General features: G+C 62.8%; 15 protein-coding genes. 9 read left to right on the top strand and 6 right to left on the bottom strand.

Features of this window, described 5'->3' with window-relative positions; translation table 11 throughout:
- A complete protein-coding gene (locus QTL98_RS23000) occupies positions 1-720 on the top strand; it encodes an ABC transporter ATP-binding protein (RefSeq protein WP_445682474.1) in 720 nt (239 codons plus the stop codon).
- A gap of 9 nt (positions 721-729) precedes the next feature.
- Here the strand turns inward: QTL98_RS23000 and QTL98_RS22995 are convergent, their stop codons facing one another.
- Positions 730-1,155: a hypothetical protein gene (locus QTL98_RS22995; protein ID WP_445682473.1), complete on the bottom strand. Its 426-nt coding sequence runs from the start codon at positions 1,153-1,155 to the stop codon at positions 730-732.
- 60 nt (positions 1,156-1,215) lie between these two features.
- Entirely contained in the window at positions 1,216-1,836 is a 621-nt protein-coding gene (locus QTL98_RS22990) for a LysE family translocator (protein ID WP_445682472.1), read from the bottom strand.
- Between the two features lie 383 nt (positions 1,837-2,219).
- Between QTL98_RS22990 and QTL98_RS22985 the strand changes: the two genes are divergently transcribed.
- Positions 2,220-2,429 carry a cold-shock protein gene (locus QTL98_RS22985; protein ID WP_445682471.1) on the top strand — a complete coding sequence of 70 codons (210 nt, stop codon included), beginning with the start codon at positions 2,220-2,222 and terminating at the stop codon, positions 2,427-2,429.
- A gap of 119 nt (positions 2,430-2,548) precedes the next feature.
- Positions 2,549-2,758 carry a hypothetical protein gene (locus tag QTL98_RS22980; protein ID WP_445682470.1) on the top strand — a complete coding sequence of 70 codons (210 nt, stop codon included), beginning with the start codon at positions 2,549-2,551 and terminating at the stop codon, positions 2,756-2,758.
- A 35-nt stretch (positions 2,759-2,793) separates the two neighbouring features.
- Here QTL98_RS22980 and QTL98_RS22975 read toward each other — a convergent pair whose 3' ends face one another.
- Entirely contained in the window at positions 2,794-4,161 is a 1,368-nt protein-coding gene (locus QTL98_RS22975) for an ATP-binding protein (RefSeq protein ID WP_445682469.1), read from the bottom strand.
- Positions 4,161-4,877 (bottom strand): response regulator, encoded by a 717-nt coding sequence (locus tag QTL98_RS22970; RefSeq protein ID WP_445682468.1) that lies wholly within the window; start codon positions 4,875-4,877, stop codon positions 4,161-4,163. The genes QTL98_RS22975 and QTL98_RS22970 overlap by 1 nt, the downstream gene beginning before the upstream one ends.
- Positions 4,878-5,158: 281 nt before the next feature.
- On the opposite strand from QTL98_RS22970, the gene QTL98_RS22965 reads away from it, so the two are divergent.
- Positions 5,159-5,968: a MipA/OmpV family protein gene (locus tag QTL98_RS22965; RefSeq protein ID WP_445682467.1), complete on the top strand. Its 810-nt coding sequence runs from the start codon at positions 5,159-5,161 to the stop codon at positions 5,966-5,968.
- A gap of 204 nt (positions 5,969-6,172) precedes the next feature.
- Here QTL98_RS22965 and QTL98_RS22960 read toward each other — a convergent pair whose 3' ends face one another.
- Positions 6,173-6,928 carry an SDR family oxidoreductase gene (locus QTL98_RS22960; RefSeq protein ID WP_445682466.1) on the bottom strand — a complete coding sequence of 252 codons (756 nt, stop codon included), beginning with the start codon at positions 6,926-6,928 and terminating at the stop codon, positions 6,173-6,175.
- Positions 6,929-7,203: 275 nt separating this feature from the next.
- Positions 7,204-7,938: a FadR/GntR family transcriptional regulator gene (locus QTL98_RS22955; protein WP_445682465.1), complete on the bottom strand. Its 735-nt coding sequence runs from the start codon at positions 7,936-7,938 to the stop codon at positions 7,204-7,206.
- A gap of 271 nt (positions 7,939-8,209) precedes the next feature.
- Here QTL98_RS22955 and QTL98_RS22950 point away from each other — a divergent pair, with 271 nt between their 5' ends.
- The 5 genes from QTL98_RS22950 to arfA all read left to right on the top strand — a co-directional run bounded on the left by QTL98_RS22950 (position 8,210) and on the right by arfA (position 14,321).
- Positions 8,210-9,295 carry an ABC transporter ATP-binding protein gene (locus QTL98_RS22950; RefSeq protein ID WP_445682464.1) on the top strand — a complete coding sequence of 362 codons (1,086 nt, stop codon included), beginning with the start codon at positions 8,210-8,212 and terminating at the stop codon, positions 9,293-9,295.
- A gap of 15 nt (positions 9,296-9,310) precedes the next feature.
- A complete protein-coding gene (locus QTL98_RS22945; RefSeq protein WP_445682463.1) occupies positions 9,311-10,231 on the top strand; it encodes a carbohydrate ABC transporter permease in 921 nt (306 codons plus the stop codon).
- Positions 10,228-11,115, top strand: a complete 888-nt coding sequence (locus tag QTL98_RS22940; RefSeq protein WP_445682462.1) for a carbohydrate ABC transporter permease — start codon at positions 10,228-10,230, stop codon at positions 11,113-11,115. The genes QTL98_RS22945 and QTL98_RS22940 overlap by 4 nt, the downstream gene beginning before the upstream one ends.
- Positions 11,116-11,318: 203 nt before the next feature.
- Positions 11,319-12,662, top strand: a complete 1,344-nt coding sequence (locus tag QTL98_RS22935; protein WP_445682461.1) for an ABC transporter substrate-binding protein — start codon at positions 11,319-11,321, stop codon at positions 12,660-12,662.
- 150 nt (positions 12,663-12,812) lie between these two features.
- On the top strand, positions 12,813-14,321 hold the full coding sequence (gene arfA, locus QTL98_RS22930) for an arabinosylfuranosidase ArfA (RefSeq protein WP_445682460.1): 1,509 nt from the start codon (positions 12,813-12,815) through the stop codon (positions 14,319-14,321).
- Positions 14,322-14,327: the final 6 nt, after the last annotated feature.

Raw genomic sequence — 14,327 nt, 5'->3', positions numbered from 1 at the left:
ATGACGGCTCTTCTGACGCTGGAAGGCGTGCGCGCCGGTTATGGCGAGGCGGAGGTGCTGGGCGGCATCTCGCTGGAGCTGGAAGCCGGGCGTTCGCTCGCATTGCTCGGCCGCAATGGCACCGGCAAGACCACGCTTATCAACACCATCGTTGGCGCGACCGACCTGATGGGCGGCAAGCTGGTTTTTGACGGGCAGGACATGACGCGTCTTCCCGGTTATCGCCGGGCGGCTGCCGGTATCGGCTGGGTGCCGCAGGAGCGCAACATCTTCGCCTCCCTGACGGTGGAAGAAAACCTCACCAGCGTCTCCCGCCCGCCGCGCGGCGGGGCAGGAACCGGCTGGGACCTTCAGCGCGTCTACCGCACCTTTCCGCGCCTTGCCGAGCGCAAGGCCAACATGGGCAACCAGCTGTCGGGCGGCGAGCAGCAGATGCTGGCCATGGGCCGTGCGCTGATGCTGAACCCGCGCCTTCTGTTGCTGGACGAGCCGCTGGAAGGCCTCGCCCCGATCATCGTGGAAGAGCTGATGGCGATCATCGGCCGCCTGATCGCGGATGAGGGCATGGCCGTCATCCTCGTGGAGCAGAGCGCCCAGCTCATCCTGCCCTTCACCGACGACGCCATCATCCTGGAGCGCGGCCTCGTCGTGCATCAGGCGCCAAGCGCAGAGCTGGCGAATGACGAGAAGACGATCGTCGAGTATCTCGGGGTGGGCTGAGCCGGGGATTTATCTGCCGTAATAACCTTTACGGAAAATGATGACCGCTTCGACCGGAGCGGCCTCATCCCCTCTGCACAACGGGGACCAGAGCCCGATACCAAGAGCGGGCGCGTTCGCTCCGCTGTTGTCGGCGACAGTATCAGGGTCGAGCCGTTTCAGGCAGGCCAGACTTTCCTTGAAAGTGAGCGCCAGAAGATCGTGTTCTCCGATCCTTGCCTGTGCGGGGGATGCGAGCTCAACTGCCTCCAGCTGGCCTTGTGCGTCGTAATAGAGAAAGGCCCCGTCCTCCGGAAAATAGTCTGCCGGAAAGGCTTGCTCCGGGGTGCGTTTGAAACTTTCGAAGGTGGTGCCCATTCGCGCGCGAACTTCCGCGACGGGCGTGCCGAAGTCGATTTGATCAAAACCCACCGAAGGCCGGATGTTGAATTTCATAATGGCCCGGAAGTTTGGGGGGCTTGTTTAACTATACGGCATGATCCTTCATGGCGTCGGCTACCGGCTCGTCACCGCCAGCTTCGCCCCCAGCGCCACGAAGGCGCCGGCAAAAGTGCGGCGCATCCAGGTGAGCACGCGCGGGCGGGAGATGATGTGGCGGCGAATGGAGGCGGCAAAGAGGCCGTAACCGCAAAAGACGATGAAGGTGAGCGCCATGAAGACGGCGCTGAGCTCGGTCATGCGCGGCAGCGGGCTTGCCTCTCCCACCTGGACAAACTGCGGCAGGAAGGCGAAGAAGAAGATCGAGAGCTTGGGGTTGAGGATATTGACGAGGATGGCCGAGGTGATGACCTGCAGGGCCGGGCGCGGCGCCTTGTCCGCCTCGCTGGTCTCGACCGAAAGTGCGCCTTTTTCCTTCAGCGTCATCCACGCCATATAAAGCAGATAGATCACGCCCAGCACCTTCAGCGTCTGGAAGGCGAGGGCGCTGGCATGGAGTAGCGCCGCCAGGCCGAAGATGGCGGCCGCCATATGCGGCACGATGCCGAGCGTGCAGCCGAAAGCGGCCACGATGCTGGCCCGCGCCCCGCGCGTCAGCCCTGCCGCCATGGTGAAGAGCACACCGGTGCCCGGCGAGATGACGACGATCAGCGTGGTGATCAGGAAATCGAGGCTCATACAAGGCTCCCTTCCGGCGGTGGCTCACCCGGGACGATACCGTAATGCCGACCGGCTGCATGTCCTTTTTACAAGGGGCAGGGGCTGCGGGCGCGGGTGTCGCAGAGGTCCCGGACCTATGGGGCGCGGTGCGGAATTGACGGGATATAAAGTTCGACCAAGTGTCAGATTTAATGCGGTAAATCCGAGAAAAATACCCACGCAATCAAAAATAAATCCGTTTTTATTTGTAAAAATGTTGAAAAAATTATATAGGAGAGATGTTCGAATATAGTTTGTCACCAATTGGCCCTTTGAGGCTTTTTCTTGGCATCGCTGAATTTGAATCCGTGCAAGATGGTGTTCATTTTGCGCGTTAATTGCGTTTGTTAAGGAGGCTTCTCATGGCCACTGGTACCGTCAAGTTTTTCAATTCCCAGAAGGGTTTCGGCTTCATCGTGCAGGATTCCGGCGGCCCGGACGTGTTCGTTCACGCTTCCGCCGTCGAGCGCGCCGGCATGCAGACGCTGAGCGAAGGGCAGAAGCTGTCTTTCGACATCCAGGCTGACCAGCGCAGCGGCAAATCCTCTGCTGCCAACCTCGCCGACGCGTAAGCGACCGGCCCGTTATCATTCTGCCCGGCATTATGCCGGGCAGAAGAGGTTCGAAGGGCACCCCGGCATCAGGCAGGGGTGCCCTTTCGTGTTTTCTCCCGGAACTGAAAGACCATCCCATGGCGCACCCGCATCCCTACACTGTCGGCCAGCATGTCCGTCTGCTGCCTTCGGGGCCCGGAAATGTCGGTGCCGGTGAATATGTCATCGTGCGCCGCAACGATATCGGCACGCATGAGCCGAGTTACGTCATCGAGAATGTGACGGACCGCCGCCAGCAGCGCCGGGAAATCCACAGCCGTCTTGAGCGGGTTGGCAGCGCGCGCTGAAGGGCCGTGGCCGGAAACGGCCTTGTCAGGCTCCCTCAGCGATCCTCTTCCGCCGGCTGCGGCGTCAGGCGCAATGTCCTTGGGAATGTAATTCGTACCTGCAAACCGTGCGGCTGGCGGGAGAGCAGCTCGATCTGCCCGTGATGGGCCTCGACGATATCCGCCACGATGGAAAGGCCGAGGCCGAAACCGGCCTTCTGGCCGGTGCGGGCATCGTCTGCCTTGAAGAAGGGTTCGAACAGCCTTGCGTGCAGATGCTCCGGCACACCGGGGCCGTTGTCGACGACGGTGATGCTGAGATCTTGCCCCAGCCAGGCCAGTTCCACGCAGGCTTCGCTCGCGAACTTCATCGCGTTGTCGCACAGGTTGGTGACGGCCCGCGTGATGGAAAGCGGCTTGCAGTTGGCGATCAGCCGGTTGGGGCCGCTGTAATAGACATTGAAGCCGACGTCGGAAAAATCGCTGCAGACGGTCTGCAGAATGCTGGCGACATCCGTGCGCACGATGCCTTCGGTGGCATAATCGTCGCGCAGGTAATTGAGGCTCTCGGTCAGGAGGCTGTCGATCTGGTCGATATCCGACAGCATGTCCTCACGCAGCGCGCCGTCCTGCACGCGGCCCTCGCGCATGGTATCGGCGCGCAGGCGCAGGCGGGTAAGCGGCGTGCGCAGATCATGGCTTATGCCGCGCAGCATGCGGGTGCGGGTATCGACCATCATGCGGATGCGGCTGCGCATGCCGTTGAGAGCGCGGGCAAGGGAGGCGATCTCCTCCGGGCCATTTTCGTCGAAGATCTGCCCGTTGCCGACGATGTCGGATTTGCTGGCCGCCTCGGAGATGCGCCGTAGCGGCCGGGTGATGGCGGTGACCGCGAAGAAGACGCAGAACACGACCAGGATCATGTAGGCCAGGAAGTAATTCGAAGCGTCGCTGACCACCTGCTCGGTGATGATTCCGTCCGGCAGGCCCTGCAATACCAGCATCGTGCCCTCATCGACGACAAAGGCCATGACACGCTCGCCGTCCAGATAGGTGCGCCAGCCCTGTATCGGATAGGCGCCATCAAGCGGAAAGAACCAGTTGATGACCGTCAGGGCGAGGTTCTGCAACGGCGGCGGGAAGGTGAATTCCTTTTGCCGGGTGAGGGGCATCAGCTCCACCTCAAACCCGGCCTGCCGGGTCGCCTCCAGCAAAACTCCCCGTTGGGTGGGCGGTGTCTTGCCGAGCAGGGTGGCAACGGTGTCGAGGCGCCTGGCAACGGTTTCCAGATCGCCACCCCCTTCCTTGGGACCCCAGGGGTGGAGGTGGCTGATCGAGGTGATCGTGACGACCAGCGCTACCAGGAGAACCAGCAATAACTGGCCGCGGATGGTGCGCGGGAGTTTCCACCAGCCGAAGGCCATCAGTGCTCCTCCACCAGCGCGGTAAAGAGATACCCGCCAAGACGTACGGTCTTGATGAATTCAGGATTACGCGGATCGGCCTCGATCTTCTGGCGCAGGCGGCTGATATGCACGTCGACGCTGCGCTCGATGGGGCCGGCGAGCCCGGCGTGGGTCAGGGTCAAAAGCTGCTCGCGGGTGAGGATCCGGCCGGCATTGCGGCAGAAGGCCACCAGAATATCGAACTCATGGGTGGTAAGGGCCACGCGGGCGTTGCTGGGGTCATGCACCTGCCGACGGATCAGGTCGATCCTCCAGCCATCGAAAGAAAGCTGGCGGGCGGAAGCGCTGCGCTGCGGTGGCAGGCTCGCGCGGCGCAGCAGGCCTTTGATGCGGGCGGTCAGCTCGCGCAGGATGAAAGGTTTGGCGACGTAATCGTCGGCGCCGATCTCCAGCCCGACGATACGGTCGATATCGCTGTCGACGGCGGTCAGCATCAGGATGGGGATGTTGCTCTGCGCGCGCAGGCGCCGGCAGATGCTGAACCCGTCTTCCCCCGGCAGCATTACATCCAGCACGATGAGGTCGAAACCCGCGGTGCGGGTGCGTGCGTCCATGGCGGCGCCGTCGCTGGCGATCTCCACCACCATGCCTTGCTCGGCAAGGCTGCCCTTGAGCATAAGGGCAATCTCGCGGTCATCTTCGACGACGAGTATCCGGGGACTTTCCGCACTCACTGCCTGTCAGGATCCCTCTTCCATCCGGTTAGCCGCTGCGGGCGTGGCCGAGCATTAGCACCGCATATGCCGGCCCGGAGCGTCCGGAGTTATTAATTTTTGTTGCCGGGCCTGAAGGGCCACACCCGGCAGCCATCCCGCGCCGCAATATAAATTAATATTACGCAACACCGGGGCGGTTCGGGACATGGGAAAGCTGGGGGCGTGAAGAAGCGCCTTACGCGGCCGGGCTGGACGGCCTGCTGCGGGAGGGCGCGTTTGGACGGAACGCTGGAGATTTCATGCCCTCCCTCAAAAGCACAAAGACTTTTCGCCTCGCCCCCTTCTGGGCGGTAACCGGATTTTCTCTGTTCGCCGCCCTGCCGGCGACGGCACTGGCAGACGAAGGCGGTACGATCGGGCAGACGCTGCACGACTACAATCTTACCCTCGGCGTCGGGGTAAACTTCAAGCCCACCTATGAAGGCAGCAGCCATCTTGAGGTTACGCCTCTGCCCTATTTCTCCGCCGAGTTCTTCGACCGGTTGACGGTTGATATCACCGGGCTTGAGCTCAAGGCCTATGAGAGCGGGCCGTTCCGGCTCGATCTCAAGGCGGGTTACGACATGGGCCGCAGCGAGGATGACGATGACGCCCTCGACGGTATGGGCGATGTCGATTTCGGTTTCACCGGCGGGGCCAAGATGAGTTTCGATGTCGGCCCTGCCGATCTTTTCGTCTCGGCCACCAAGACGATGGGCGGCAGCGATGGCCTCGTCGGCGTTGCCGGCATCGAGACCCGTCACGCGTTCAGCGACCGTCTGAGCCTTGAGGCGAGCCTGGGCCTGACCATGGCGGACAGCAATTACATGGAAAGCTATTTCGGCGTCGATGCCGGGCAGGCGGCGCGCTCGGGTTATGCCGAGTACAAGCCCTCGGCCGGCCTGAAGAGCGTCGATGCCTCGATTGGCGTGACCTGGAGCGTCAATGAAAACGTCTCCCTCACCGCAAAACAAAGCCTCGGCGTACTGGTGGGCGATGCGGCCGATAGCCCGCTGGTGAAGGAAAAGCTGCAGCCGGAGACGATGCTGATGCTTGGTTACCGGTTCTAGGATGGAAAACCCGCCTCGTCCCGGCAGGGCGGGCTTCCTTCCGATTTTACTCGCCGCCGGTTTGTTGCCGGCGCCTTCAGGGAAGGGAAAGCCATGTGGGGTTCTCTGTTCCTTGCCGTGGCTGCGCTGTGTTTTGTCGCCTTCTATGCCCGGGTGGTCATGTTCCTGTGGTAGGTGCCGGCCTTGGGGCCGGCACCCCTGCCGTCAGGACGGGTTGAGGGCGGCAAACACCTCCTCATAACGGCCATCGCGCTCGGCGGAGCGGCGGGAGCGATCCCGTTCGACAAGAACCTCTCCACGTGGGTGATTGCCCGCCGCCAGCAGCTGCAGGACCTCGGCGATATAGGCGGCAACCGGCATGGCGCGGGCATCACTGGCTTGGGCAGTACCGGTGAGTTCCGTCTGCACATAAGGCGGGGCCAGCTCAAGCACCTCGACCGGAATGTGCCGCAACTGGTGGCGCAGCGACTGCAGCCAGGAATGCAGGAAGGCCTTGCTGGCGCAGTAGGTGGGAAAATCCGCGCGTGGAATGAAGGCAAGGTTGGAACTGGTGGCCAGAATGGTGGCGCCGGGCCGCTGCTTCAGAAGCGGCAGGAATGCCGCGACACCGTCGAGCACGCCCATGATGTTGGTCTCGACGATTGCGCGGGCGGTGGTGGTATTCCAGCCCTCAGCCGTCATGTCTTCGCCGCGCGAGATGCCGGCATTGGCGATGAGCACATTAAGGTCAGGGAAAGAGGCCTGAACCTCACCGCTGAGCCGGGCGAGCGATGCCGGATCGCCAAGATCGAGCTCCAGACCGCTCATGCCGGGGCGGGCAGCGCAGATTTCGGCCAGAAGGGCCGTGCGCCGGCCGGTGATGATGACCTTGTTGCCAAGGTCGTGAAAGGCTTCCGCCAGCGCGCGGCCGATGCCGCTGGTGCCGCCGGTAACCAGGATGGTGTTGCCTGTCATCTGCATGATGAAACTGCTCCGTTTCGGATGGGATCCGAGGCGGCGGCGTGACCGTTTCTCACCAAAGGCCAGCACTTTCCGCACCCTGAGGCGCGGATAAAAACAGGCCCTGAATGGAGAGAAATCCTCGCACTCCACGCACCTCCCTGATCGAGATTTCCCAGCCGGGACCTTCTCGGGAAAGGTGCGTTGGATGACGGTAACGCCTACGGCAGCACTTTGAGGAGCAGCTGCGGCTTCGGGAGTAACGCGGGGGGCAGGAGGCTGTCAAGCCGGGGGAGTTAGGGCCCCGTAGCGCCATTGGTGCCGCCACCGATAGCGTCGAGCAGATGCTGGCGCGAGATTTCCAGCAGGCGGTGCATGGCCTTTGCGGCAGCATCGCCCTCGCGCGCCAGAATGTGGTTGAGGACAGCGTCGTAATGCGAAAGATCGTGCCGGGGCATCTGGCCCTGGCTGCGCATGACGGCAAACGAGACCCGCAACGCTGTTTTGACGGCCCCGCCAATCGAGACGAAGAGGCCGTTGCGGGTGGCGGCGATGATGGCGAGATGGAATTCGGCATCCGCCGTTGCCGCGAGATCGGGCTGGCCGAAATAGGCTTCCAGATCATGATATTTGCGGCGAACCATCTCCAGATCGTCCGCCGTGCCGTCCCGCGCGGCCAGAAAACAGGCGCGCGGCTCGAAGCAGAATCGCATCTCGTAGAGATCCTCGACGATGCGGGTATCGAACTGCGAGTTGAGGCGCCAGGACAGGACCTCGGGATCGAGCAGATTCCATTCGGCAAAGGGCAGGACGCGGGTGCCCAGTTTCGGTGCCACCTCGATCAGCCGTTTGGCCATCAGGTTGCGCACGGCCTCGCGGATCGTCGAGCGGCTGACGCCATAAATCCGGCAGAGCTCATTTTCGATCGGCAGCACTTCGCCGGGTTTGAATTCGCCGGAGACGATGCGCAGGCCAAGGATCTTGGCGACCTGGGAACTCATCGTGCCGACGGTGGTATCGCGTTCGAACATCGTTGTTTTTTGTTTCCCGTCCTGGGGAGCCTGCTTTTCGGTCAGGTTTTGTGTTGTCCGTGCGGCCAGCGCCGGCCAGACCGGAGCGTCGCCACCCCGACAGAGTCTCGCGGCAGACGCCGCGGCGCAAGCCAGCTGAAAGGATGGGTTTCACCCGATTGACAGTGCCTGTCATTGTTCATAACATCGCTTTCATCAGATGATAATATAATAATGTTCATAAGCAGGAAGCCGGGCGACAGAAACCGGCATTTCTGCGGGAGGCAAACGCGTGGGACGGATCGAACTGGTCGGGGTGACCAAGCGTTTCGGCACGGCCGAGGTCATTCCGGAACTGTCGCTGGAAATCGAGCCGGGCGAATTCGCCGTCCTGCTGGGCCCCTCCGGCTGCGGCAAATCCACCCTGCTGCGCATGATGGCGGGGCTGGAGGCACTGACCGCCGGCGAAATCCATATCGGCGGTCGCCGGGTCGACGGTCTACCCCCGGGCCAGCGCGGTGTGGCGATGGTGTTCCAGAGCTACGCGCTTTATCCGCATATGAGCGTTGCCGACAATCTGGCCTTCGGCCTGCGCAATATCGGCATGGCGAAAGAGGAGATCGCGACCCGCACCCGGGAGGCCGCGCGCATCCTTGAGATCGAGCATCTGCTCGAACGCAAGCCGATGCAGCTCTCCGGCGGCCAGCGCCAGCGTGTCGCCATCGGTCGTGCCATCGTCAAGGAGCCGCAGGCCTTCCTGTTTGACGAGCCGCTTTCCAACCTGGATGCAGCGCTCCGGGCCCGCACACGGGTGGAAATTGCCCGCCTGCACCAGCGCATGGGCTCGACGATGATTTTCGTGACCCACGATCAGGTGGAAGCCATGACCATGGCGACCCGCATCGTGGTGCTCAACAAGGGGCGCATCGAGCAGATCGGCTCGCCGCTGGAGATTTACCGCCGGCCTGCTACCCGCTTCGTCGCCGGCTTTATCGGCACGCCGGGGATGAACTTCCTGCCGGTGGATATGGCAGAGGGAGCGGGCGGACATGCCGAAGTGGTGCTGCCCGGCGGCACCCGGCTCGCTACCGGCATCCCGAGCCGCAACCTGCCGTCAAATGCCGGGTCCCTGACGCTGGGCGTACGGCCGGAGGCGGTGCGGGTCAATCCGGACGGGCCGGTGAAGGCGGAGGTGGAGTTCGTCGAGCATCTGGGGGACCGCACCCACCTGCATGTCGCGTTGCCGGGCGGTGCGCAGCTTGTGGTGGAGGATGCGGGCGAGAGTGTTGTGCGGGCCGGCGAGCATATCGCGCTCACGGCGGACGGGGCGCGGCTGCATCTCTTCGATGCCGCCGACCGCGCCTACAGCGCGGCCTGAGGGGGAGCGGAAACCATGGCCTTTGCCGATCTTTCCCGTTCCCGGCCGGTGCGTGCTGCCGGTATCGCCCGGCCGAGCTGGAGCAACCTGCTTTTCGTGCTGCCCTTCCTGCTGCTTTATGCCGGCCTGCTGGTCTATCCGCTCTTCCAGGGCATGTGGATGAGCCTGCATGACTATGACCTGCTGAGCGGAGAGTCCGAGTTTCTCGGACTTGCCAACTTCATCAAACTCTTCAGGAACAGCATCTTTCTCGGCACCGTGCGCAACACCCTCTGGTTTGTCGCGATGACGACACCAGCCTTCGTGGTGCTTGGCCTGGCGCTGGCGCTGGCGCTCAACCGGGCAAGCCGCACCGGCGCCGTGCTGCGCTTCATCTTCTTCGGCTCGTCGGTGCTGTCGGTCACCATCGTCACGCTGGTGTGGCGCATGGTGCTGCGGCCGGACAAGGGGCTGATTGCCAATGTGCTGGAATGGTTCGGCCTGCCGCCGGTGCCGTTTCTCATCGACGTGCATCTGGCGCTGCCCTCGATTGCCGGGGTGACGGTGTGGTGGATCGTCGGGTTGCCGATGATGCTGTTTCTGGCCGCGCTGCAGCAGATCCCGCAGGAAATCTACGAAGCGGCCAAGCTCGACAATGCCGGCTGGTGGCGCACGCTCTTTTCCATCACCCTGCCGTCGATCAAGCGCACCGTCATTCTGGTCGCCGTCATCGAGATCGTGCTGCAGTTCCAGCTTTTCGGCCAGGCACAGATCATGACGCAAGGCGGGCCCAACAATTCTTCGCGGCCCATTGTGCTCTTCATCTACGAAAGCGGTTTTCGCGACTGGCGCCTCGGATATGCGGCGGCGGCCGCGCAGATCCTCTTCTTCCTCATGCTGGTGGCGGCATCGCTGCAGCTCTGGCTTGGCCGGCGCCGGCAAGGGGGTGAGGCATGAGCCTTTCATCGGCCCGCAGCGCCTCCGGCACGGCCTCCCGGGTACGGGCCGGCCGGATGGACAGTCACCAGTTCGGCGACCGGCTGCTGCTCGGGCTTGTCATTCTGCTCGCCATTCTGTGGACGGTCCCGCTTGTCTGGGTACTGGGCCTTTCCTTCAAGCCCAATGACGTGCTGATGCACTCGACCGGCGGCATCCTGTCGGCGCCCTTCACGCTCAAGAACTATGCCGACATCCTGGCGAGCTCGAATGTCTTTACCTGGATACTCAACAGCATCATCGTCTCCGGCGGGCAGACCGTGCTGACGCTGGTGGTCTGCTCGCTTGCCGGCTACGGCTTCGCGCGCACCGAGTTTCCCTTCAAGGGCGTGATCTTTGCGCTGGTGCTGGCGGGTCTTGCCGTGCCGGAGCAGGCGATCGTCATTCCGCTCTTCAAGATGTTTGCCGACATCAACCTGCACAACACCTATGCCGCGCTGATCCTGCCGCGTCTTGCCGTGCCGTTCGGCGTCTTCTTGATGACGCAGTATTTCCGTGCCGTGCCGCGGGAGATTGAGGAAGCGGCGCTGCTCGACAACGCCTCGCGGCTCAAAATCTTCCTTGTCGTGGTGCTGCCGCTGTCTATCCCGGCGCAGGCAACACTCGGCATCTACACCTTCCTTGCCTCGTGGAACGACTATCTCTGGCCGCTGATTTCGGCGTCGAAGCCGGAGATGTTCACGCTGACGGTGGGGCTGGCCTCAACCCAGATGAATTTCGCGCAGTCCGAAGGCATCGGCTTTTTGATGGCCCAGGCCATCTTCGCCGGGCTGCCCATTCTCATCCTCTACCTGTTTTTCCAGCGTCACATCGTGACGGCCGTGGCGGGCACGACTGTGCGGTAGGGGGTGCAGGCCGCGAGTGAGTGAACCGGAAGGCCGGGCTTTTCAAAAAGGAGCTGGCCGGAAAGGGGAGGGGTGCGTCTTCGCGACACCTGCGGGAGTGCTCCGTCTGCAAACGGCCTGAAAGGAAGAGGCCGGAAGGGAGTTTTTAGGAACAAGAACCGAAAAGGCCTGCCGCGATGGGCCTAACCAGAGGAGGAAACCAGATGCTCAAGACAAGACTGGCCGGGGCACTTGCCCTGACCACACTGGCGATGCCCCTAGCCTTCACCGCGCCGGCCGCCTCGGCCGCCCCGGTGGAGATCAGCTTCGCGCGCTTTTTCGGCGCCTGTGAAGGCGACTATGGCACCTCTACCGATGTGCCGGCGGCGCGCGGCGAGTGCGGCATCATCACGACGCTGATCAACAAGTTCAACGCCGACAACAAGGGCGAGATCGTCGTCAAGCCGCAGATCATGGAGTGGAACACCTACTATGATCAGCTGACGGCCCGCATCGTGGGGCATGATGTGCCGACGGTGGCGGTGATGCACATGGCGCAGCTTGGCGACTATGTGAACCGCAAGGTGGTGCTGCCGCTCAATGACCTGTTCAAGGAAGCCGGCATCGATGCCGGCGACTTTACCGACGCGGCGACCAATGGCGTGACGGTTAACGGCAAGATCTACGCCCTGCCCTGGGACACCCACTCCTGGCTCTGGCACTACAATGTCGGGCTCATGAAGAAGGCCGGACTGACGGATGCCGACGGCAACCCGGTGGTACCCAAATCCCTCGATGAGCTGAAGGCGCAGGCGAAAAAATTCAAGGAAGCGACCGGCAAGCCGCTGATCGCCATTTCGACCACCCAGGATGTGGCCGGCCCGGCGCGTAATTTCTACACACTGCTCTACCAGCAGGGGGGCACTGTGTTCCCGGACGGTCCGGATGGCGACGCCAACTTCTCCTCGCCCGAGGCCAAAAAGGCGCTCCAGGTCTGGGCGGACCTCTACAAGGATGGCGACCTGACCCCCGCGCTTGATTACGAGGGCGCGACCGCCGGCTTCATCAATGGCAATGCCGGCGTCTATATCTGCGGCACATGGCTGATCGACAGCTATATGGAGGCTGCGGCCAAGAAGGATACCGGCCTTTCCGATGGCTATTACGTCACCGCTTTCCCGACGTTGCTCGGCAAGCCGGCGATCTGGGCGGACGGCCATTCCTGGGTGCTGCTGAAGGGCGGCCTCAATGACGACAACAAGGCGGCCACGCTCAAGTTCCTTAAATATCTCTATGACAACAACCTGCAATGGGCGCGCACCGGCCATCTCTCGATCCGCAAATCGGTGATCGACAGCGCCGCATTCCAGGACCTGCCCTTCCGCAAGAACATCAAGATCATCTCCGAGGTCGCCAGGACGCTGCCGGCCGGCACGCCGCGCCAGTTCGGCATCCAGCAGATCGTTGGCGAGGAATTCGACAATGTGATGCTGACCGGCAAGAGCGTGGATGACGCGCTTGCCGATATGCAAGGCCGGGTCAACGAGCTGGTTTCCGCCGCCCGCTGACCCTCTTCTCCCGGGGCCCACGGGCTCCGGGAGCTTCTCTCGATGCGGCTCATCGTCCGGCCCCTGAAATGCCGGGGCGGGCGATGTTTTCCCGGTTCAGTCCGGCCGCCTTGCGGCCCACCCCGTTGCCAGCAACAGATAGGCATATCCATGATCTCCGCCAGCCTGATCGTCGATCGCAACTTTGCCATCGCGGATATTGACCGCCGGATCTTCGGCACCTTCGTCGAACATATGGGGCGCTGCGTTTATGGCGGCATCTTCGAGCCGGGGCACCCTACCGCCGATGCCCATGGTTTTCGCGGCGATGTGATGGAACTGGTGCGCGAGCTTGGGCCCACCATCGTGCGGTATCCGGGCGGCAACTTCCTCTCCGGCTACAATTGGGAAGACGGGGTGGGCCCGGTGGACGAGCGTCCGCGCCGGCTTGACCTCGCCTGGTTTTCAACCGAGACCAACCGCTTCGGCACCAACGAATTTATCGACTGGTGCCGGGCGGCCGGCGTGGAGCCGATGTTCGGGGTCAATTTCGGCACCCGCGGTATCGATGAGGCACGCCGCTTCGTGGAATATTGCAATCATCCAGGCGGCACGCAGCTCAGCGACCTGCGCCGCGCGCACGGTTACGAGCAGCCGCACGACATCAAGTTCTGGTGCCTCGGCAACGAGATGGACGGTCCCTGGCAGATCGGCGGCAAGACGGCCCAGGAATATGGCCGCCTGGCGCACGAGGCGGCCAAGGTGATGCACTGGGTCGACCCCTCCATCGAGCTTGCGGCCTGCGGCTCTTCCCACCGTGACATGCCAACCTTCGCGAGCTGGGAATATGAGGTGCTGGACCATTGCTTCGACGATGTCGATTTCATCTCGCTGCACACCTATTTCACCAATCCGCACGACGCGACGGAGGAGTATCTCGGCAACATCGAGATGCTTGATACCTACATCAAGGATGTGGTGGCGATCTGCGATGCGGTGGCGGCCAAGCGGCGCTCGCCCAAGCGCATCATGCTGTCACTGGATGAGTGGAACGTCTGGTACAAGGCGCGCTCCCACCTTGATCTGCGCAAGCCCGGCTGGCCGCAGGCGCCCAAGCTGATCGAGGAGGTCTACAACGCCGAGGATGCGCTGCTGGTAGGCGGTGCGCTGATGGTGCTGCTCAACAATGCCGACCGTGTGAAGTGCGCCTGCATTGCCCAGCTGGTGAATGTGATCGGCCCGATCATGACCGAAACCGGCGGGGCGGCCTGGCGGCAGACCATCTTCCATCCCTTTGCGCTGACGGCACGCTACGGTCATGGCCGCGTGCTGCGCGCTATTGCCGACGGCCCGGCCTATACGGCCAAGACGGTACCGGAAGTGCCCTACCTGACGGCGACGGTAGTCGAGGATGAGGCAAGCGGCCGGGTGACCATCTTTGCCCTCAACCGGCACCTGACCGAGCCGATGGAGCTGACGGTCGATCTCTTCGGCCTCGGGGACGGGCGCCGGGTCGAGGAGGCGCTGGAGTTGCACCACCCGAACCTCAAGGTCGCCAACACCAAGGAGGCGCCGCACACCGTTTCGCCCAAACCGCTAGCGGGAGTGGCGATAGCGGGAGAGCGGGTAAGTGTGCAGCTCAAGCCTGCTTCCTGGAACATGATTGTCACCAGCCGCTAGTTTTCC

The sequence above is a fragment of the Radicibacter daui genome, assembly GCA_030657355.1.
In the GTDB taxonomy this organism is placed as follows: Bacteria; Pseudomonadota; Alphaproteobacteria; order Radicibacterales; family Radicibacteraceae; genus Radicibacter; species Radicibacter daui.
Note: the sequence above shows the minus strand (reverse complement) of the source record. Positions and strands in the feature narration are given on the sequence as shown.

What these genes read in the sequence shown, in the direction of transcription:
- QTL98_RS23000 (WP_445682474.1), top strand. Translation starts at nt 1, where the DNA reads ATGACGGCTCTTCTGACGCTGGAAGGCGTGCGCGCCGGTTATGGCGAG.
- QTL98_RS22995 (WP_445682473.1), bottom strand. Translation starts at nt 1,155, where the DNA reads ATGAAATTCAACATCCGGCCTTCGGTGGGTTTTGATCAAATCGACTTC.
- QTL98_RS22990 (WP_445682472.1), bottom strand. Translation starts at nt 1,836, where the DNA reads ATGAGCCTCGATTTCCTGATCACCACGCTGATCGTCGTCATCTCGCCG.
- QTL98_RS22985 (WP_445682471.1), top strand. Translation starts at nt 2,220, where the DNA reads ATGGCCACTGGTACCGTCAAGTTTTTCAATTCCCAGAAGGGTTTCGGC.
- QTL98_RS22980 (WP_445682470.1), top strand. Translation starts at nt 2,549, where the DNA reads ATGGCGCACCCGCATCCCTACACTGTCGGCCAGCATGTCCGTCTGCTG.
- QTL98_RS22975 (WP_445682469.1), bottom strand. Translation starts at nt 4,161, where the DNA reads ATGGCCTTCGGCTGGTGGAAACTCCCGCGCACCATCCGCGGCCAGTTA.
- QTL98_RS22965 (WP_445682467.1), top strand. Translation starts at nt 5,159, where the DNA reads ATGCCCTCCCTCAAAAGCACAAAGACTTTTCGCCTCGCCCCCTTCTGG.
- QTL98_RS22960 (WP_445682466.1), bottom strand. Translation starts at nt 6,928, where the DNA reads ATGCAGATGACAGGCAACACCATCCTGGTTACCGGCGGCACCAGCGGC.
- QTL98_RS22955 (WP_445682465.1), bottom strand. Translation starts at nt 7,938, where the DNA reads ATGTTCGAACGCGATACCACCGTCGGCACGATGAGTTCCCAGGTCGCC.
- QTL98_RS22945 (WP_445682463.1), top strand. Translation starts at nt 9,311, where the DNA reads ATGGCCTTTGCCGATCTTTCCCGTTCCCGGCCGGTGCGTGCTGCCGGT.
- QTL98_RS22940 (WP_445682462.1), top strand. Translation starts at nt 10,228, where the DNA reads ATGAGCCTTTCATCGGCCCGCAGCGCCTCCGGCACGGCCTCCCGGGTA.
- QTL98_RS22935 (WP_445682461.1), top strand. Translation starts at nt 11,319, where the DNA reads ATGCTCAAGACAAGACTGGCCGGGGCACTTGCCCTGACCACACTGGCG.
- arfA (WP_445682460.1), top strand. Translation starts at nt 12,813, where the DNA reads ATGATCTCCGCCAGCCTGATCGTCGATCGCAACTTTGCCATCGCGGAT.